Consider the following 20,373-nt stretch of genomic DNA (forward strand, 5'->3'; position numbering starts at 1 on the left):
ATCATCGACGACCGCGCGAGCCCGTCGCGCGCCGCGCCGCCCGGTTCATCGTGAGGCCGGGCTCGTCAAACTTCGCATAGGCGTCGACGATCTCGGAGACCAGCCGATGGCGAACCACGTCCACACTGGTCAGCTCCGCGACATGGATGTCATCGACGCTGTCCAGGATTTCCATCGCCGAGCGCAGGCCCGACTTGGCGCCGCCCGGAAGGTCGACCTGGGTGATGTCGCCGGTGACGACGATCTTCGACCCGAAGCCGAGCCGGGTGAGGAACATCTTCATCTGCTCGGCGGTGGTGTTCTGCGCCTCGTCGAGGACGATGAACGCGGAGTTCAACGTGCGTCCCCGCATGTACGCCAGCGGCGCCACCTCGATGACCCCGGCGGTCATCAGTTTGGGGATCAGCTCGGGGTCCATCATGTCGTACAGCGCGTCATACAGCGGCCGCAGATACGGATCGATCTTCTCGCTGAGCGTGCCGGGCAAAAAGCCAAGGCGCTCACCGGCTTCCACGGCCGGGCGGGTCAGGATGATGCGGCTGACCTGCTTGGTCTGCAGCGCGTTGACCGCCTTGGCCATCGCCAGATAGGTCTTGCCGGTGCCGGCCGGGCCGACCCCGAAGACGATGGTGTTGGCGTCGATCGCGTCGACGTAACGCTTCTGGTTGAGCGTCTTGGGCCGGATCGTCTTGCCGCGCCGCGACAGGATGTCCAGCGTGAGCACTTCGGCCGGCGACTCGTTGTCGGTGCCCGCCAGCATGGCGACGCTGTGCCGAACCACCTCCGGGGTCAACGGCTGACCACTGGCGACGATGGCGACCAGCTCGGAGATCACCCGCTCGGCGAGCGCGACGTCGGCGGGTTCACCCGCGACGGTGACCGCATTGCCGCGCACGTGCAGGTCGGCGTTCAGGCTGCGCTCGAGGGCCCGCAGATTCTGGTCCGCCGAACCCAACAAGCCCATGACGACATCGGGCGGAACGTCGATGCTGCTGCGAACCTGAGCAGAGGCCGGGACGGCTCCGGCTGCGTCAGCAGCGCTGATCTCGCGGGGCGTCACGTGGCTCTCGATGCCTACTTTCTCGGATTGTCGGTCGGTTGCTGGGCCGTCTCAGTCTACGCCGAGGGCCCCGATTGGTCAGTGTCCAGCAACGTACTCGACGTCGGGCCGGTGTCGCGAACCCGCAGGGTGTGACCGTTTGCCGGGACGTCGCCGCGCTGGTCCCACCTCGAGGTCAGCACGCCGATCGCGCCCAGTGCCACCGCCGCGGCGCTCGATGTCCGCAGCACCTGGGGCCCGAGCCGCACCGCCGCCGCGCCCGCTTCGGACAGCGCGGCCATCTCGTCATCCGCGATGCCGCCCTCCGGACCGACCACCAGGAGCAGTGATTTCGCGTGGGTCAGCCCGACATCCGCGAGCCGGTCAGTGGCCGACTCGTGCAGGGCGAGCGCCGTGGCGCCGGCGGCCACTTCGTCGCGGACCCGCCCGGCGAGCTCGGCGGTGGACAGCACGCCGTCGACCGGCGGGATGTGCGCCCGACGGGATTGCCGGGCCGCCGACCGTGAGACGGCCCGCCATCGGCGCAAACCCTTGTCGACCCGGTTGCCCTGCCAGTTGGCCACGCACCGCGCGGCTTGCCAGGCCAGGAACGCGTCCGCGCCTGCTTCGGTGGCCAACTCGATGGCCAGCTCCGAGCGCTCCGACTTCGGCAGTGCCTGCACCACCGTCACCCGCGGGGATCCCGGGGCGACGCTCCAGCGTTCGAGGACCCGCGCGCGCAGCCCGTCGCGCCCTGCGTGCTCGACCTCGCAGTGGGCCAGGACCCCGGCGCCATCGCCGAGCAACAGCTGCTCGCCGGGCCGGATGCGGCGCACGGTGGCGGCGTGAAAGCCCTCGTCGCCGCCCAGCACGGCGAGCGAGCCGGGCTCGGGCAGATCGTCGAGGTAGAACAGGGTCGCGACCATGTGCGCGCCTCGCGGCTCCCGGCTAGCGCCCGGTGAAGGTTTCGCGCAGCCGGCTGAACAACCCGCCCCCGGCGTGGGCCGAGCGCACCTCGGGCACGTCGCGGCCGCGGCGGGTCTTGAACTCGCGCAGCAATTCTGTGTCGCGGTGGTCCAGCCGGGCCGGGACGACGACCTCGACGTGGACGTGCAGATCGCCGCGGGTGCCGGAACGCAGGTGCGGCATGCCGTGGCCGCGCAGGGTGATGACCGACGCCGGCTGGGTGCCGGGCGGGATGGTGATCTCGCTGACGCCGTCCAGGATGGCGTCGACGGTGACGGTGGCGCCCAGTGCCGCGTCGACCATCGGCACCGACACCGTGCAGTGCAAATCGTCGCCCTCGCGGACGAAGACGTCGTGGGGCTGTTCGTGGACCTCGACGTAGAGGTCGCCGGCCGGCCCGCCACCGGGCCCGACCTCACCCTGGGCGGCGAGCCGCACCCGCATGCCGTCACCGACACCGGCGGGGATCTTGACGCTGATCTCGCGGCGGGCGCGCACCCGGCCGTCGCCCATGCATTGATGGCACGGGTCGGGGATGACGACGCCGACGCCACGGCAGGTCGGGCACGGCCGTGACGTCATCACCTGGCCCAGCAGTGAGCGCTGCACGGTCTGCACCTCGCCGCGCCCGCCGCAGGTGTCGCACGGCACCGGCGCCGAATCGCCGTTGGTGCCCTTGCCCTGGCATCGATCGCACAGCACCGCGGTGTCGACGGTGACCTGCTTGGTCACCCCGGTCGCACACTCTTCGAGGTCGAGCCGCATCCGCAGCAGCGAGTCCGAGCCCGGCCGCACCCGCCCGATCGGGCCCCGGGAGGTCGCGCCGCCGCCGCTGAAGCCGCCGCCGAAGAATGCCTCGAACACGTCGCCCAGGCCACCGAATCCGGCGCCGAACCCGCCGGCCGCCGCGGCGGCGCCCTCCATCGGATCCCCGCCGAGGTCGACGACCCGCCGCTTCTCGGGGTCGCTCAGCACCTCGTAGGCGACGCTGATCTCCTTGAATTTCGCCTGCGCGGCCTCGTCGGGGTTGACGTCCGGATGCAGTTCGCGCGCCAGCTTGCGGTACGCGCGCTTGATCTCCGCGTCGCTGGCGTTTCTGCTCACGCCGAGCAGCCCGTAGTAATCGCGTGCCACGCTTGCTCTCCTATACCTGGTCTTTCCCCGCGCCTACCCACCCTGCGGGTGCGCGTTCATCGAGCACCCAGGACTTCGCCGATATATAAGGCAACCGCAGCAACGCTGGCGATAGTTCCCGGATAGTCCATCCGGGTGGGCCCCAGCACACCCATGCCCCCGTAAACGGTGTCGGAGGTGCCGTAGGCGGTGGTGACCACGGAGGTGCCCAATATCTGCTCGGCGGCCGTCTCGTGGCCGATGCGCACCGTCACCTTACCGGCTTCCTGCTGAGCGGCCAGCAACCGCAACACCACCACCTGCTCCTCGAGCGCCTCCAGGATGGAGCGCAAGGAGCCACCGAAATCGGCCGCGTTACGGGTCAGGTTGGCGGTACCGCCCAATAACAAGCGCTCTTCGGTGTGTTCGACGAGGGACTCCAGCAACACCGTCGCCGACCGGCCGACGGCGTCACCCAGGCCGTCCGGGCTGCGCAGCTGTCCGGCGAGGTCGGCCACCGCGATCGAGGCGGCCGACAGCTTCTTGCCCACCAGCGCCTGGCCGAGCATCTCGCGGAGCTGGGACAGCTCGTGTTCGTCGATGACGTCGCCGAGTTCGACGACCCGCTGGTCGACCCGGCCGGAGTCGGTGATGACGACCATCAGGAGCCGGGCGGGGGTCAGGGCGATCACTTCCAGGTGGCGCACGGTGGACGACGACGCCGTCGGGTACTGCACCACGGCCACCTGCCGGGTCAGTTGCGACAGCAGCCGTACCGCCCGGCGCAAAACGTCGTCGAGGTCGACGCCGGACTCGAGGAAGCTTTGGATCGCGCGCCGTTCGGCCGAGGACAGCGGCTTGACGTCGTCGAGCCGGTCGACGAATTCGCGGTAGCCCTTCTCGGTGGGCACCCGTCCGGAACTGGTGTGCGGCTGGGTGATGTAGCCCTCGGCCTCGAGGACCGCCATGTCGTTGCGGACGGTGGCGGACGAGACGCCCAAGTTATGGCGCTCCACCAACGCCTTGGAACCGATCGGTTCTTTGGTGGCCACGAAATCGGCCACGATGGCGCGCAGTACCTCAAACCGACGGTCATCGGCACTTCCCACCGGCTGCCACCTCCTTCGATACCGCGTTGACCGGATTCATTTTACGGGCCCCGGCGGCGTCGACCGCCATCAGCGGCGGTTCGGTGGACCCGATGGCGGCGGGGCCGTGGAGGCGACTTGCTTCGCACGCATCGGTGCCGACGAACTTCGGTCCGGCTAGCCTTTCCAGAATGAACCGGTCGGGCCACAGCAACGAGTCGAGAAGGGTCGGCCGATGATCTTCAAGGGCGTGCGCGACGGCAAGCCGTATCCGGAACACAACCTCTCGTATCGGGATTGGTCCCAGATTCCGCCGCAGCAGATCCGGCTCGACGAATTGGTCACCACCACAACGGTGCTCGCCCTGGACCGCCTGCTGTCCGAGGACTCCACGTTCTACGGCGATCTCTTCCCGCACGCCGTGCGGTGGAAGGGCATCACCTATCTGGAGGACGGCCTGCACCGCGCGGTGCGCGCCGCGCTGCGGAACCGCACCGTGCTGCACGCGCGGGTGTATGACATGGATATGTCGCTGCACCCGCCGGGGTGATTCGACCGGTCACGTTCGGACCTCGCCGCGTGTCGACCTAGTAAGGACGTTGGTTCCCGCCACAACTTGCCAGGAGGACCGCCATGCCACGGCTGCAAGGAGTTTCCGACCGCGACGCCGGACTCGGCGCCAAGATCGCCTTCTTTTTCACCAAGCGCAAGCTCGCGCAGATGACCGGGCTGGAAACCGCGGAGATGCTCGAACCGCTGCGGATGTATGCCCACATCCCGCGGCTGCTCAACGCCTACGGCAAGTTGGAGCAGGCGGAGTCCAGGCTCGACGTCCTCACTCCCCGCCAACGGGCGCTGGCCGAGCTGAAATCGGCGACGACCGTGCGCTGCGAATACTGCATCGACCTCGGGTCCCAGATTGCCCGGCGCTGGGGCATCACCGACGAGGAGCTACTGGCTCTGGGCAACTTTCAGAGCGCGTCATGCTTCTCCGATGTCGACAAGCTGATCCTGCAGTACGCCTCCGCGATCAGCCGCACCCCCGTCGAGGTGACCGATGAGCTCTTCGACGCGCTGCGCGCGCACTTCGACACGGCCCAGCTGGTCGGCCTGACCCACGTCATCACGCTGGGCAACCTGCGCGCCCGGTTCAACGTCGCGCTCGATATCGGGTCGTCGGGCTTTTCCGGTAACCGGGTGTGCGCCTTGCCCGAGACCGACCGCCCATGACCGCGGGCGCGGCCCTGGCGACCCGCTTCGAGGCGGCGCGGCCCCGGCTGAGCGCCATCGCCTACCGCATGCTGGGTTCGATCGACGACGCCCAGGATGCGGTGCAGGAAGCGTGGCTGCGCCTGAGCCGCACCGCCGAATCCGGCGGCGTGGACGGCTTGGACGGCGTCGTCAACCTCGACGCCTGGCTGACCACGGTGGTGGCGCGCATCTGCCTGAACGTGTTGCGCGACCGCCGGGCCCGTGGCGGGGAGGAACTGGTGGGTCACCTGCCCGACCCGATCGTGGAGGCGGACGGCGAATCCGACCCCGAGCACCGCGCGATGCTGGCCGACGCGGTGGGGCTGGCACTGTTCGTCGTGCTGGATACGCTGCCGCCGGCCGAGCGGTTGGCGTTCGTGCTGCACGACGTCTTCACCGTGCCGTTCGATCAGATCGCGGCCATCGTCGAGCGGACGCCGGAGTCGGCCCGCAAGCTGGCCAGCCGGGCCCGGCGCCGGATCGAGCGGGCCGATCCGACACCCGACGGCTCGCTGGCCGCGCAACGTGAGGTGGTCGACGCGTTCTTCGCGGCGGGACGCAGCGGCGACTTCGACCGCCTGGTCTCGGTGCTCGATCCCGACGTCGTGCTGCGCGGTGACTTCGGTGCCGGCGTCGCGGGCTTCCGCGTCGAGGGCGCGCACCCGGTGGCCGAGCTGGCCCGTGGTTACGCCGGGCCGCAGCGCGAGGCGGTCGCGGCAACCGTGAACGGCGCCGCCGGCGCGGTGATTTTCATCGCCGGCCGTGCGGCATCCGTCATGGCCTTCGTGGTGCGCGGCGGCCGGATCCGCGCGATCGACGTGCTCGCGGATCCGGCCCGCATCGCCAGGTTGGAGCTGGGCGCGTTACGCCCCGGTCACTGACCGGCGGCCTGCAACAACTCCATCGCCGACGCCCGCGACAGTACCCAGCCGCCCTGATTGACGAACGTGACGTTCTGGGTGACCGGCGACGTCAGCTTCGGGCCGGAGACCGCAACGTCGGCGGTCGCCGAACCGGCCGCGGCCGGCTGGATGTTGGTGACGTCGAACGACAGCGGCAGGTCGCCGTTCTTCGCCGCCTTCTGCAGCTTCTTGTCGGCCACGTGCGCTTCGATCCCGCTGATGCCGCCCTGCACCAGGTTGCTCTTGTTGGTGAACGGAACACTCGGGTCGGCGAGGCTGGTGAGCACGCCCGTCAGCTGATCGGGCGTCGGGAGGTTGGCGCCCGCGACGGGCTGCGCCGGCGGCGGGTCCTGCGGAAGCGGCGCGCCGACCGTGGCGAGCCGCACCCCGGCGGACAGCTCACTCGGGCTTGCAGCGGAGGCGACGCCGGCGGCAACGCCCCCGACGATGGCCAGGGCTGCCACCCCGGTGGCAATGGTTTTGACGATCTTCATGGTTCCCCCTTCAGTGGGCACGAACGTCGACGCAGGGTTGGTGATCCGTGTCAGCGTGCCAGTTGCGTCTGTTACTTCGCGTCTCGGCACCGATACGTTACGGCCATCCGATGTGCACGCAACAGGAGAAGACTGTGCGCCGGCTGTGCGGGCATGTCCGTCCGGGAGCGGGCGGATCCGTTTTCCGGCGCGGCCGTGGGCCGATACGACAAACCCCATGCGCCGCCTTGCGGGACGCATGGGGTTTGCCTCTGTCGGTCTTAGTTCGTCGCGGTCGCCGCCTGGATCAGCGCGATCGCCGCGTCGTGCTGCATCACCCAGTTGCCGCCCTGGTTGACGAACACCAGGTGCTTGCTGACCGGTCCGGCGAACTTCGGCCCCGTGATGCCGACATCGGCCTGGGCCATGTTCGGTCCCGCGGGCGCGATGTTCGTGACATTGAACTGCTCGGGGAAGTTGCCGTTGCGGTAGGCCTTCCGCAGGTCGTGGTCGGCCACCATGCCCTCGTTTTGAGGGATCCCGTTTTCGACGAAGTTGGCCTTGTCCCGGTAGTTGACGCCGGGGTCGGTTATTTGGTTGCAGAGAGTGGCCAACTGGTCAGCCGTCGGCAGCTGCCCCGGCGCTCCCGGCGGCGGAGGCGGCGGTGGCGGCGGGTCCTGGGGCAGGGGCGCGCCGAGCGCCGCCAACTGCACATGATCCAGACCCATCGGTGCTGCAATGGAAGCCACACCGGCGGCGGCGCCGCCAATGGCGGTCAGCGCCGCCACGCCCGTGGCAATGGACTTCACGGATTTCACAGGTCCCCCTTCGATGCGCATGGACCGTGGCGGAATCCTGCGGATGGCCGCACACGGTCACACGTCTCCATGGTTGAAGATGGTGTAAGTGTGCCCTGTGACTTCGGGATTTGTGTCTCAGGTCGGTCACGTTACGACGACGCTACGGTCGCGACATGTGAAAACGCGCTAAATGACCTGTGGGGCAAGTATGTAGCAGCATCTTTCGTCCGCGGAATGTGGCCTGTCACTCGGCGCCGAGCGCCTCGATCAGGCTCTTGGGCCGGATGTCCGACCAGCTCTGTTCGACGTACTGCAGGCAGTCCGCGCGGCTTGCTTCCCCGAACGCCACCCGCCAGCCGGCCGGCGTGTCGGCGAAGGTCGGCCACAGGCTGTGCTGGTTCTCGTCGTTGACCAGCACCACGAACGTCGCGTTCTCGTCATCAAAGGGGTTGGCGCTCATCGTGTCTCCTTCTCACGGGATACTTGGACGGGCTGACGGTGGATCCCAACACCCGATCGGACAGCAGCCCAAGGCAGCTCAGGTTGGGGAACCCGGGCCCCTGGGTGAGTCCTGACAGGTTCGGCAGGAACAATTTGGGTGTCACGTCCGTGACGGCCAGGTCATAACCTATCGCCTCCTGCAGCCGCTCCGCGGTCAGGGGCCCACCGAGGCCGAGTTCGAGCAGATCGAGCGCGTCCTGACTGAATAACGGTGCGAACCACAGTGAGTCGGCGCCGGAGCCGTCGATGACGAGATCGAATCCGTGTACCGTCTCCAAATTCTCGCTGCCGCGATTGGTGGACAGCGTCAACCGGATCTGCCCCTCCTTGCCGACAGCATGGGCGACGCGGCCGCGCAGGTGGTGGATGCGATCGTCGGCGAGCAACGCTTCCTGCACGTTGGACGAGAACACCCCGCGGTCGGTGCGGGCCAACGCATCGCGCCGTTCGGCCAGGGTGAGGGCCGGCCAGTTGGTGGGATCGGAGAACAGCGAGTTCTCGAAGAACCCTTCGCCGCGGGTGAACAACGTGGCCTGCGGAGAGATTACGGTGATGCTCGAAACCCGGTGGCGGAACAGCTCATAGAGCATCGCCGCGGCGGTCTCGCCGCCGCCGATCACCGCCACCCGCTCGGCGTTGATCCGGTCGTGATTGGCGGCGCGGTCCCAGAACTGCGCGATCGACAGCATGCGCGGATTGCCGGGCAGCAAGGACTTTTCGGCCTGGCCGGGACCGGTGATCATCAACGCGTCGGCGTGCACGGTGGTTTCGTGTGTGTGCAGCGCCCACCGGTCCCCGGTGATCGCCAGCCGTTCGACGTCGCCGTGCACCACGTTCATGCCCACGTGGTCGGCGACCCAACTCAGGTACTGGCTCCACCGGCGATGCGTCGGTGCCGGTCTGCCGCGGTCGATCCACTCGGCGAACGACGCCGTCGCGATCAGGTAGGACTGCCAGCTGAAGCGGGTCATCCGCTCGTCGAGGTCGGCGTTGCGGCGCGGCACCAGCGCCGAGCGGTAGGGAAACCCCACATCTTTTTCCGGGCTGGTGCCCAGCCGGTGCGCGCCGTCGGTCCACCCGCCGCTGGCCTGCCAGTTCGCCGCGACGCCGATCCGCTCCACGGCCACCACGTCGGGAACCTCGACGCCCATTTCGCGCAGCGCGAAGGCCTTGGCAGCCACGGCCACCGCCTTGGCGCCGGCCCCCACGATCGCCAGTGTGCTCATTTCACCATCTCCCGCAGTGATTCAATCCAAAGACCTTGCAGCGCAGCAACATCCGACTCATCGAGGATGTCGGGCAAGGCGCGCCACTGCGCGACCAGGACCCGCTCCCCGTCGTAGGTCAGGAGCATGGCCGCGATGGTGAGCTCGTGGCGCACCGCGAGCTCTGGCTCCGGAATGGGCGACGACCCGGCGAGCAGTTCGCGCTCGAGCCGCAGCCCGGTGCCGCCGTCGGTGTGCGCGGCGCCGAGGTAATTCAGCAGCAGCTGCGGCGACGGGAGACCGGCGAGCCGCCCGGCGGTGTCCGCCCGAAGGTAGCGCAGCAACCCGTAGTCGAGTCCGTCGCCGGGGATGGCCGCCAGCTGCTCTGCCACCCTGCGCGGGTCGGTCGAGTCCAGCCGTACGGGGTAGATGGAGCTGAGCAGCCCGACCGTGTCGCTGGTGTCGATGGTGTGTGCGCCCGGGCCGTCCACCACACTGTCTGCGCGGCCGTGCGTTTCGAGCGCGAGCAATGGGGGCGGGGTGGGCTGGCCGCGCAGCTCGCGCCAGCGGGTCACGGTCGCCGCGGTGGCGGCGACCAGCAGCGTGGGCAACGGCAGACCCGAATCCAGCAGCCGGCGGGTGACGTCGGCGTCGGTCGCGGCATTGCGGACGATCAGGTCTCGCGCCCGATCGCGACTCGGATCGAGCCGCCGGGCACCGAGATCGGGATCGTCGCCGTCGAGCTGGGACGCCCAGAATTGCACGGTGTCCAGCCGGTGTGCCCGCGCGGTGAGCGCGTCGGCCCAACGGCGGTAGCTGGTGTGTTCGCGCACGGGTGCCGGTGAGTGACCGGTGGCCGCGGCCGTCAGCGCGGCGCCGAGCTCACCGAGGATCACCCGCCACGAGGCCGGGTCCAGCGCGACCACGTGCGCGGCCAGCAGCAGGACGCTTTCCCCCGCGGGCGGTCGGAGCCACACCGCGGATAGCAGCGTCCCGCGTTCGGGGTCCAGGCGGTCGACGGCCTCGGCGACGTGGGCCGGTACCGCCGCGGCCAGGTCGCCGGCCACCTCGACCTCGTTGAGTGCGTCGAGGGTTGTGGCGGCCGGGTTGGGCACCAGGGTCATGGTGGAGCGGTCCAGGCGGGTGCGCAGCACCTCGTGGCCCTCGATGATGCCGGCCAGGGCCGCGTCCAGCTGTTCGCGGCGCAGCGTTTCGGGCAACCTGATGGCTTCGGTCTGGGCGAGCCTGCGCGGGTCGCCGTGTTCGTAGAGCCATCGGCCGTTGGGCAGCAACGGCATCGGGCCGGTACCGGTGTCGGCCTGCCGGGCGGCACTGGTCGTTTCCGAGTCGATCGCCTCGGCCAGTTCGCGGACGTTGCCGCACTCGAGGATGAGCCTGGCGCGCAACGCAATTCCGCGTGCCCGGGCCGCTTGCACCACCGACAACGCCGTGATGCTGTCCAGGCCGAGCTGTAAGAAGTCCGCGGTGACGTCGATGCGCGGTTGGCCGAGCAGCTCGGCGAGCAGCTCGCCCAGCGCGGATTCCGTGGGTGTCTCGGGTGTCGCCGTGCCGGCTTCGGACTCGTCCGCGTCGAACGCGGCCAATGCCGTTTCGTCGAGTTTTCCGTTGGGGGTCAAGGGAATATCGTCGACCAGGATGATGCGCTGTGGAACCATGTAGCGCGGCAGCCGGGCGCTGAGCATGCTGCGCAGCTCGGGGGCCGTGGGCCCACCGGTGGCCGTGTCGGCCGCGACGTAGGCGGTGAGCCGCGCCATGCCGCGGCGCTGCCGTACCAGCACCCCGGCGTGCCGCACGGCCGGATGCGATTCGAGGGCGGCCGCGATTTCGCCGGGTTCGACGCGATGGCCGCGGATCTTCACCTGCGCGTCGGCGCGTCCCACGTATTGCAGTGAGCCGTCGGGTAATCGGCGCACCAGGTCGCCGGTGCGATACATCCGTTCGGCCACGGCAAACGGGTCGGCGACAAAGCGCGCCGCGGTCTCCGCCGCGCGGCCCAGGTAGCCGCGGGCCAGCTGGGCACCGCCCAGATACAGTTCGCCCGTCGCCCCGCACGGGACGGGCCGCAGCGCGGAATCCAGTACGTAGCCGCGGGTGTGCCGCGTCGGTCGTCCGATCGACGGCTCGTCGTGCTCGGCGATGGTGGCGACCACCGCCTCGACGGTGGTTTCGGTGGGCCCGTAACAGTTGTACGCCGCCATCGACGTGCTGGCGCAGGCGGTGCGGATCCGCGCCCAGGCCGCGCTGCCCAGCGCCTCACCACCGAGCGCCAGCACCGTCAGTGGCGCCTCGGTGAGCAAACCGAACGCGTGCAGTTGGGCAAACATCGACGGGGTGGTGTCGATCATGTCGATGCCGTGCTCGGCGATCAGCGCGACGAGAGCCTCGGCGTCGGTCTGGGTCTGCTCGTCGACCACATGCACGCCGTGCCCGTCGAGCAAGCCGACCAGTGGCTGCCAGGCGGCGTCGAAGGCGAACGACCATGCGTGGGCGATGCGCAGCGGCCGGCCCGGTGCTGCCGCCGCGGGCCGCACTACGCGGTCCAGATGGTCGTCGGCGTAGGCGCCCACCGCGCCGTGGGTTCCGATGACGCCCTTGGGTTCTCCCGTGGTGCCGGAGGTGAAGACGACGTACGCGGCCTGCGCGAGGGGAACGTCGACGGCCTTGAAGTCGTCTTCGTGGGGTTCGGCGGCCTCGAGTAGCTGTTCGGTCAGCTCTTCGTCCAACACGATCGACGCGCCCGATTGGCGCAGGATCGAGTTGATCCGTTCGGTCGGCATGCCCGGCTCCATCGGCACGCACATGCCGCCGGCTTTGAGCACGGCCAGCATCGCGATGATGTATTGCGGCCCCCGCGAAAGTTTGATGCCCACCGGTGTTTCGGGCGGCACCCCCTGGTGGGCAAGTCGCGCCGCCAGCCGGGTGGCGTGGCGGTTGAGCTCGCGATAGCTCAGCGTCCCACCCGCCCAGCTGACCGCCGCATTGTCCGGCGCCTTGGCCACAACGTCGGCAAACCGCGCGTGGATGCTCAACGGCGACACCGGGTTCGGCGTTCCGATCGCGCCCAGCGGGCCGGCCTCATCGCCGAGCAGGACGCTGACCTCGGACAGCGGACGCTCCCAGCCCTGCAGCAGCCTCTCGGCGGTCGTCAGCACCCGCTGCCCGACGGTGGCGGCGGGAACCGCCCCCAGCGCTCCGTCGATCGCTTCGATCAGCACCACCAGCTCGCCGCCTTCCATGTGGGCGGCGATGGCGATCGGAAAATGCGACAGGGTCTGCAGCGCGGACGGGCGGAATGTCGCACCGCCAGCGGTCAATTCGCCGCCGGCGGTCAGGCCGTCCATCGGGAAGTTCTCGTAGACCAGCAGGGTGTCGAACATCTCGCCGACCCCGCCCAGGGCCCGCAATTGGGCATGCCCGAGATAGCTGTGGTCGCGCAGCAGCGCGGCATGGCGCTGCACGGCGCGGCATTGCTCGCCGGCGGACGCGGACGGGTCGAGTCGCACCCGCAGCGGCACGGTGTTGATGAACAAACCGACCATAGTCTCGACGCCTGCCAGTTCGGGCGGGCGGCCAGAGACCGTGACCCCGAAAACCACGTCCTGCGTATCGGTCAGCCGCGACAACACCAGCGCCCATGCCATTTGCATCAGGGTGTTGACAGTGATGCCCCGGGATCGGCTGTCGTCGACCAGGCGCCCGGTGGCCTCGGCCGGCAGTCGCAGCCGGGTGGTGCGCGGCAGCCCCGTCCGCTGGCCCTCGGTGGTGTCCATGGATCCCAGCGCGGCCGCAAGCAGGGTGGGGCCCGGCAGGCCCGCCAGGTGTTCGCGCCAGACCCGTTGGCTGGTCTCGGGATCGCGGCTCGCCAGCCAGCCGATGTAGTCGCGGTAGGGCCGCGGGGCAGCGGGCAGGGCCGACAGATCACCGCCGGCCTGGTACAGCATCATCATCTCGTTGACGAACACCGGCAGCGACCAGCCGTCGATCACGATGTGATGGGCGGTGAGCACCAAACGCCATTGCGCACCGGGCAATTCGATCAGCAGGAAGCGGATGGCCGGCCCGCGCTCCAGATCGAAGGGCCGCCGCCGTTCGCCGGTTTCCAGCGCAGGCACGTCCTCGGGTGCGGCGGCGACGAGTCGCCAGGGCAGCTCGACGCGGGACGGCACGATCTGAACCGGGCGCGGGATCCCCCGGCTGAAGAAGCTGGCCCGCAGGTTCGGGTGGCGCACCAACATCTGCTCCGCGCAGTCACGCAGCAGTGCGACATCGAGTGCGCCGGTGATATCCGCGGCGATCCCGATGACGTACGGGTCGTCCGCCTCGTGCCCGTCGGCGAATTCGGCGAGCGTGGTCAGCGAATACAAGCCCTCCTGCAGCGGGCTCAGCGCCATCACGTCTTCGATGTCGGGCACGACATCGGTGTCGGCCGCCGTCACGTCGTGCCCTGGCGTGACGACGACCAAAGTTGCGTCACGGCAGCCAAATCCGACGACGACAGGCCGGAGGTGCTCATCGGCTCGAACCGGGTGTCGACCGCCGGCTCGTGCTGCTCGACGCCGGACTCCGCGTCACCCATTGCATCCAGCGCGGCTGCCAACTGCTGCACCGTCGGATTCTCGAAGATCATCCGTGGGCTGACGGCCAGCCCGGCGGCCCGCGCCCGGGAAGCGAGCTGCACGGACAGGATGCTGTCACCGCCGAGGGCGAAGAAGTCATCGAAGCGCCCGACGTCGGGGGTGGACAGCAGTTCGGCGAACACCGTGGCCAGCGCGCGTTCGGTGTCCGTGCGTGCCGGTTCGGTCTGGCCGCCGGTGCTGACCGCCGGCCGCGGCAGGCCGGGCCGGTTCAGCTTGCCCGACTCGGTCTTGGGCAGCGCATCGAGCACGGTCAGCGACGACGGCAGCATGTACCCCGGCAGTGTGGTGGCGATCGCGGCGCGCACCTCCCCGGCGAATGCCGCCTTCTCGGCGTCATCCACGATCGGCCGTTGGGGCACAACATATCCGGCCAGCGACGTGCCGCCGTGTACCTCCCAGGTGCGGGCCGCCGCGGCCGCGACCCCGTCGGCGGCCACCAGGGCCGCCTCGACCTCGGCCAGCTCGACGCGGAAACCGCGGACCTGCACTTGGTGGTCGGAGCGCCCGACGAATTCCAGCTGGCCGTCCTCGGTCCACCGGGCCAGGTCACCGCTGCGGTACAACCGCGAACCCGGTTCGAGTCCATAGGGATTGGCGACGAACCGCGTGGCGGTCAGGCCCGGGCGTTTCCAATATCCCCGGGCCAGCTGGTCACCGGAGTAGTACAGCTCACCCACCACACCGACCGGCACCGGACGCAGCCCGTCGTCGAGCAGGTAGGCCTGGGCGCCCGGGACCGGCCTTCCGACAAGCGGATTCGGCGGTCCCAGCCGCCCGCGGGACACCGCGCCGGAGGTCTCCGTGGAACCGATGTTGTTCAACAGCTGGGTGCCGCCGTCGTCCCCGTCAGCGCACACCGACACCAGCCGTTGCAGCAGTGACGCGCTCACGGGTTCGCCGCCGCACACCAGCCGCGACAGCGAGCGCACGGCGCCGGGCCGGCTGTCCACCAGGGCCGAGACCAGGCTGGGCACCGCGGTGACCTGGGCAACCGAATACCGATTCATCAAGTCCCCGAGGGCCTCCGGGTCCCGGTGCTCGGCATCATCGGCCAGGATCATGGTGGCGCCGGCCGCCAGGCCGGCCAGCATTTCCATGCCGCCTTCGAGGAAGGTGATCGAGGCCTGCGCCAGTCGCACGTCGTCGGTTCGCGGCGGGTAGTGCCGCAGCTGCCAGTCGAGCCGGGCGGCCATCGAACGATGCGTTCCCACTGCACCTTTCGGCTTGCCGGTGGACCCGGAGGTGAACACCAGGTACATCGGGTCATCGGGGTGTGGCAGTCGCACGTTCCTCGACTGGGGATCCACGTCGTCGCCGTTCACCAGGGCGCGTACCGCGGGATCGTCCAGCGAGATCAGCTCGACACCGGGCACCCGCGGCATGGTGGCCACCGCTTCGACCGTCGCGATCACGACCGGCGGCGCGACGTCGTCGAGCATGAATTGCTTTCGCGCCGTCGGATAGCCGGGATCGATGGGGAAGTAGCCGGCGCCGGCCTTCATGATGGCCACCAGCGCCACCACCAGCTCGATGCTCCGCCGCGTCGACAACCCCACCAGCGCGCCCGGGCCCACGCCGTTCTTGACAAGCAGGGCGGCCAGATTGTCCGAACTACGGTGCAGGGCGGGGTAATCGATGCTGGCGTCGCCGCAGCGCACCGCGATCCGCTCGGCTCCCCAGGCGCGGCTGGGTTCCAGCAATTCCGGGATGGTGCGCGGCCGGTCGTGCGGCGGCTCCTCGCCGCGGCTCCAGTCCCCCACGATGCGGTCTTGCTCACCGGCGTCGATCAGCTGGACGTCTCGCAAAGTCTGGTCGAGGTCGTTGGCAAACGCGGTGAGCGCCTTGGTCAGCCATCCGGCCAGCCGCTCGATGGTGGCCTTGGCATACAGCTCGGTGCGGTAGATGACGTTGCAGTTGTAGCCGATGCCTGCGGAGCCGTCGGTACCGAAGAAGTTGACGCTCAGGTCCGCGTGCGCCATGTCGAAGATCGGGTCCAGCGAGGTGCACACGGTGTCCTGCTCGCCGCTGCCCGCGGCCGCGGTCTCGATGACCCGGGTGGCGGACAGGTGATCCCGGACGTGCACGACGACCTGGAACAGCGGGTTGCGGGACAGCGAGCGCACCGGGCTGACGCTGTCGACGACACGGTCGAACGGCAGGTCCTGGTGGGCGTAGGCGGCCAGGGCGGTCTCCCGGGCACGCTTGAGCAGTTCCCGCAACGTCGGGTTGCCGTCCATGTCGTTGCGCAGCACCAGGATGTTGACGAAAAAGCCGATCAGCTGGTCCAACTCGGCTTCGGTACGGCCCGCGACCGGGGTGCCCAACGGAATGTCGGTCCCGCCACCGGCTTTGTGCAAGACCACGGCGACGGCCGTTTGCAGCAACATGAATTCGGTGATGCCCAGCTCGCGGCACAGCTCGCCGAGCTTGGCCCGGGTGGCCGCGTCGATGTGGAAGTCGACGGAGTCGCCCTCGCCGCTGGGCACCGGCTGGCGCGGGAAGTCCGGCCGCAGCCCGGTGTCCTCCGGCAGGCCGGCCAGTTGCCGGGTCCAGTACTCGCGCTGGTCGGCGGCGATCGCACCTTCCTGTCCGCCGGCGTCGCCCAGGAAGGTGCGCTGCCACGCCGCGTAGTCGGCGTACTGCACCCGCAGCGGGGCCCAGGACGGTGCCTCTCCCCCGCGCCGTGCCCGGTAGGCGGTCATCACGTCGGAGAACAGCACGCCCGCCGACCAGTGGTCGGACGCGATGTGGTGCACCACCAGCGACAGCACGTGTTCGGCGGTGTTCTCGGTGCGCAGCACCGCGACCCGGATCGGCAGTTCGGCGTCCAGCTCGAAGCAGTGGCATCGTTCGGCGTCGAGCTGCCGCTGCAGCCAGGCATCGTCGGGCCCCTGCTCGCGGCACACCGGGACCTCGACGCCGGCAGGGCCCACCACCTGATAGGGCACGCCGTCCAGCTCGACGTAGCTGGTGCGCAGGATCTCATGGCGCGCAACGACATCACCGACGGCGGCGATCAGCGCATCGATGTCCCACGGCCCGGTCAGTTTCGCCGCAAAGGGAATGTTGTTGACCCGGCTGGGCCCCTCCACGCGGTAGGCGAACCAGCTGCGCAGCTGGGACGCCGAGAGCGGCATGGGCTCGTCGTGTGCGGTGGCGATCAGCCTGGGCCGCGACTGCGTCAGCTCGCCGGAGCTCAACTGGTCGATCCGTTGGGCCAGTCCCCCGACCGTGGCGAGTTCGAACACGTCGCGGATGCCGATCTCGACGCCGCATTCGGCGCGGATCGCGGTGACCAGTTTGGTGGCGACCAGCGAGTGGCCGCCCAGATCGAAGAACGAGTCGTCGACGCCTACCCGCTCGTGACCGAGCAGCCCCGAAAAAAGTTGCGCGACGCGCTGTTCGGTGGGAGTGGTCGGATCGCGGTATTCGGTGGCCGCCGCGATCTGTGGTTGCGGCAGCGCGGCGCGGTCGATCTTCTGGTGCGCGGTGATCGGAATCTGGTCGAGCACCACGTAGGCAGCCGGGGTCATGTAATCCGGCAGCGCGGCGGCCACCCGGGCGCGAATGCGCTCGACGTCAACCGATTCCGTGCCGGCGCCCTGGGCCGGCGTCACGTAGCCCACCAGGCTCTTGCCCAGCTGGGGCAGGTCCATGGCCAACACGACCGCTTGCCCGACGCTGGGATCCACCGAGATGGCGGCCGCGATTTCGCCCAGCTCGATGCGGAAACCGCGGATCTTCACCTGCTCGTCGGCGCGACCGACGAATTCGATGTCACCGTGGGCGTTGCGGCGGGCCAGATCTCCCGAGCGGTACATCCGCCCACCGGGCGTGAACGGGTCGGCGACGAAGCGTTCGGCCGTCAGCTGCGGCCTGCGATGGTATCCATGCGCGACATGTGTTCCGGCGATGTAGATCTCACCGATCACGCCGACGGGAACCGGCTGCAGGGCGTTGTCGAGCAGATACACCTGGGTGTTGATCTTGGGCCGGCCGATCGGCACGATCCGGGTGCCCTGGGCGCCTTCCACCGGGTAGCTGGTGCAGTTCACCACGGTCTCGGTGGGCCCGTAGAAGTTGTACAGCGCCGCGTCGAAGGTGGCGTGGAACTTGTCGGCGATCTCGCCGGGCAGGGCCTCGCCGCCGATGGGCACGCGCCGCAGCGTCCGCCACTGGCTGACGCCGGGCAACGACAGGAAGAGCCCCAGCAGCGACGGCACGAAGTGCATCGATGTGATGCCCTCGCGGGCCAAAAGCTCGGTGAGATAGCCGATGTCGCGCAGGCCGTCGGGCCGCGGAATTACCAACCGGGCGCCCATGATCAACGTGCCGAAGATCTCGCCCATCGACACGTCGAAGCTGGGCGAGGCGACCTGCAGCAGCCGGTCGGTGTCGTCGATGCGGTATTCGTCGCCGAACCAGACGAAGTACTCGGCGATGGGTGCGTGCGGCACCGGCACACCCTTGGGCAGCCCGGTGGAACCCGAGGTGTAAATCAGGTAGGCGGTGTTCTGCGGGCTCAGCGGCCGGATCAACTCGGCGGGCGCGGTGCCCGGGTAGTGCGCGACGTCGGAAACCGGTTCGCGCAGCACCAGTTTGGCGTCCGCGTCCTGGAGAATGAAGCTCAGCCGGTCCTCGGGGTAGGTGGGATCCACCGGCAGGTAGACCCCGCCCGCCTTGAGCACCCCGAGCGCGGTGATGACCAGTTCGGGGGACTTGTCCAGCAGTACCGCGACACGGTCCTCGGTGCCGATCCCCCGCTCGATGAGCCAGTGCGCCAACCGGTTCGACTCTTCATCGATCTCTCGGTAGGTGTAGGCGCGGCCCTCGTAGACGACGGCAACGGCGTCGGGCGTCAGCGTCGCGCGGCGGCTGACCAGCTGGGGCAACGTGCTGGCAGGCGTGACGAATTCCTCGCCGGTCGACACCGCACGCAGCCACTCGGCGTCTTCGGCGCCCATCAGCGCGCACGTCGACAGCTTCGCGTCCGGATCGGACAGCAGCCCGTCCAGCAGGGCGGCGTAGTGGCGCAACAACTGTTCGACCAGCTGCTGATCCATCACCTCGACGAGGTACTCGGCCTCGATCAAGCCGCCGCCGTCGCCCCCGGGCGTTCGGTCCAGCTCGACCATCAGGCTCAGCGGCAGTTGGTTGAAATGGCCGCGCAATTCGCCGCGTTCGCAGCGCACGCCCGGCGGGCAGAAGCCGGCGCCATCGGGTTCCCGTTGCCCGAAGCTCACCCGGGTCATCCGGTCGGCGCCGTGCCGGCGATCGGGGTTCGATTCGCGGACCAGCCAGTCGAGGTCGGCGCGCGAATGAGCGAAGGCGCCCACCGCGCCGTCACGGGTTTGGGTCAGCAACTCGCGGAACGTCTGGTGCGGCTGCGGGCGCAGCCGGATCACCACGGTGTTGCCGTGGTAGCCGATGACATCCTCGGTGCCCACGCCGCGGTTGAGCACCGGGGCGGCGACGAGGAAGTCGTTCGACTGGGTGTAGCGGTGCACGAGCGCGGCGAAGGCCGCCATCAACACCATGTAGGCCGTGGCGCCCGTCTCGCGGGCCAACGCCGCGGCCCGGTCGACGGTCTCCGGCGACAGCTGCGTGGACGCGCGCTGCGCGCGCCAGGTGGTGGGCACCACCGAACCGTTGGGCCCGGGCAGCTCGAGTGGCTCCGGAAGGTCGGCCATCAGCGGACGCCAGTAGTCCAGATCCGCCTGACGAACGGCGGTCGAATCCGCCGGAACGCCTCCGCGGACCTGCCCGTCGGCGAAGGCGTCGGGGTCGGTGTAGGCGCGGGTCAGATCCGCGAAGAACGGTGCCCACGAGCCGTCGTCCCAGGCGATGTGATGCGCCGTGATCAGCAGCATCAGCTCGTCGTCGGCCAGCCGCGCCGCCGTGACCCGCAGCGGCGAATCCTTGCTCAGGTCGAATGGGCGACGAAAGTCCCGCTGCGCCAGCACATCCAGGCGCAGCCGTCGCGCCTGATCGGTCAATCCGGCCAGGTCGTGTTCGGCCCACTCGGGTCGCAGATCCGCGCGGATCACCGGATGCGGATCGCCGTCGGCGTCGGTGGCATACGTGGTGTGCAGCACCGGGTGTCGCGCGGCGACGGCATCGACCGCGCGGTGCAACTGCGCGGTGTCGACGGTGCCCGACAGGCGGTAGGAGACGCAGATGTTGAGCAGCGCGCTGTCAGGGTCGACGGACTGCACGAACCACATCCGGTGCTGCCCGACCGACATGCGTGGCTCGTCGTCGCCCGATGCGGGTGCCGCGGCCGCCGTCCTGGCCAGGCCGCGCTCGTTTAGCTTGCGGCGCAGTAGTTCCAGGCGCTCGTCGTCGAGCCGGGTGCTGACACCGGTGGTGTTAGTCAC

General features: G+C 69.4%; 13 protein-coding genes. 3 read left to right on the forward strand and 10 right to left on the reverse strand.

Annotated elements, in window-relative coordinates; all coding sequences use genetic code 11:
* Nucleotide 1: 1 nt before the first annotated feature.
* From DQP57_RS12230 to hrcA, 4 genes are read right to left on the reverse strand one after another with little or no spacing between them, the layout of a single operon-like run.
* Nucleotides 2-1,060 (reverse strand): PhoH family protein, encoded by a 1,059-nt coding sequence (locus DQP57_RS12230; protein ID WP_112633232.1) that lies wholly within the window; start codon nt 1,058-1,060, stop codon nt 2-4.
* Between the two features lie 56 nt (nt 1,061-1,116).
* Nucleotides 1,117-1,965: a 16S rRNA (uracil(1498)-N(3))-methyltransferase gene (locus DQP57_RS12235; protein WP_112633233.1), complete on the reverse strand. Its 849-nt coding sequence runs from the start codon at nt 1,963-1,965 to the stop codon at nt 1,117-1,119.
* Nucleotides 1,966-1,987: 22 nt separating this feature from the next.
* Nucleotides 1,988-3,139, reverse strand: coding sequence for a molecular chaperone DnaJ (gene dnaJ / locus DQP57_RS12240; RefSeq protein ID WP_112633234.1), 1,152 nt, complete (start codon nt 3,137-3,139; stop codon nt 1,988-1,990).
* A gap of 56 nt (nt 3,140-3,195) precedes the next feature.
* A complete protein-coding gene (gene hrcA / locus DQP57_RS12245; RefSeq protein WP_112633235.1) occupies nt 3,196-4,227 on the reverse strand; it encodes a heat-inducible transcriptional repressor HrcA in 1,032 nt (343 codons plus the stop codon).
* A gap of 214 nt (nt 4,228-4,441) precedes the next feature.
* Between hrcA and DQP57_RS12255 the strand changes: the two genes are divergently transcribed.
* The 3 genes from DQP57_RS12255 to DQP57_RS12265 all read left to right on the forward strand — a co-directional run bounded on the left by DQP57_RS12255 (nt 4,442) and on the right by DQP57_RS12265 (nt 6,338).
* On the forward strand, nt 4,442-4,756 hold the full coding sequence (locus DQP57_RS12255; protein WP_112633237.1) for a type II toxin-antitoxin system VapB family antitoxin: 315 nt from the start codon (nt 4,442-4,444) through the stop codon (nt 4,754-4,756).
* 83 nt (nt 4,757-4,839) lie between these two features.
* On the forward strand, nt 4,840-5,436 hold the full coding sequence (locus DQP57_RS12260) for a carboxymuconolactone decarboxylase family protein (protein WP_112633238.1): 597 nt from the start codon (nt 4,840-4,842) through the stop codon (nt 5,434-5,436).
* A complete protein-coding gene (locus DQP57_RS12265; protein WP_112633239.1) occupies nt 5,433-6,338 on the forward strand; it encodes a sigma-70 family RNA polymerase sigma factor in 906 nt (301 codons plus the stop codon). The genes DQP57_RS12260 and DQP57_RS12265 overlap by 4 nt, the downstream gene beginning before the upstream one ends.
* Here DQP57_RS12265 and DQP57_RS12270 read toward each other — a convergent pair.
* The 6 genes from DQP57_RS12270 to DQP57_RS12295 all read right to left on the reverse strand — a co-directional run bounded on the left by DQP57_RS12270 (nt 6,332) and on the right by DQP57_RS12295 (nt 20,373).
* A complete protein-coding gene (locus DQP57_RS12270) occupies nt 6,332-6,853 on the reverse strand; it encodes a hypothetical protein (protein ID WP_112633240.1) in 522 nt (173 codons plus the stop codon). The two genes, DQP57_RS12265 and DQP57_RS12270, sit on opposite strands and share 7 nt — an antisense overlap.
* Before the next feature lie 260 nt (nt 6,854-7,113).
* Nucleotides 7,114-7,650, reverse strand: coding sequence for a hypothetical protein (locus DQP57_RS12275; protein ID WP_112633241.1), 537 nt, complete (start codon nt 7,648-7,650; stop codon nt 7,114-7,116).
* A gap of 226 nt (nt 7,651-7,876) precedes the next feature.
* Nucleotides 7,877-8,092 (reverse strand): MbtH family protein, encoded by a 216-nt coding sequence (locus tag DQP57_RS12280; RefSeq protein WP_112633242.1) that lies wholly within the window; start codon nt 8,090-8,092, stop codon nt 7,877-7,879.
* A complete protein-coding gene (gene mbtG / locus DQP57_RS12285) occupies nt 8,073-9,359 on the reverse strand; it encodes an NADPH-dependent L-lysine N(6)-monooxygenase MbtG (RefSeq protein WP_112633243.1) in 1,287 nt (428 codons plus the stop codon). The genes DQP57_RS12280 and mbtG overlap by 20 nt, the downstream gene beginning before the upstream one ends.
* On the reverse strand, nt 9,356-13,795 hold the full coding sequence (locus DQP57_RS12290) for a non-ribosomal peptide synthetase (RefSeq protein ID WP_112633244.1): 4,440 nt from the start codon (nt 13,793-13,795) through the stop codon (nt 9,356-9,358). The genes mbtG and DQP57_RS12290 overlap by 4 nt, the downstream gene beginning before the upstream one ends.
* Nucleotides 13,792-20,373 carry a non-ribosomal peptide synthetase gene (locus DQP57_RS12295; RefSeq protein ID WP_112633245.1) on the reverse strand — a complete coding sequence of 2,194 codons (6,582 nt, stop codon included), beginning with the start codon at nt 20,371-20,373 and terminating at the stop codon, nt 13,792-13,794. Before DQP57_RS12295 ends, DQP57_RS12290 begins: the two co-directional genes overlap by 4 nt.

The sequence above is a fragment of the Mycobacterium colombiense genome (assembly GCF_003284935.1).
GTDB lineage: Bacteria > Actinomycetota > Actinomycetes > Mycobacteriales > Mycobacteriaceae > Mycobacterium > Mycobacterium arosiense_A.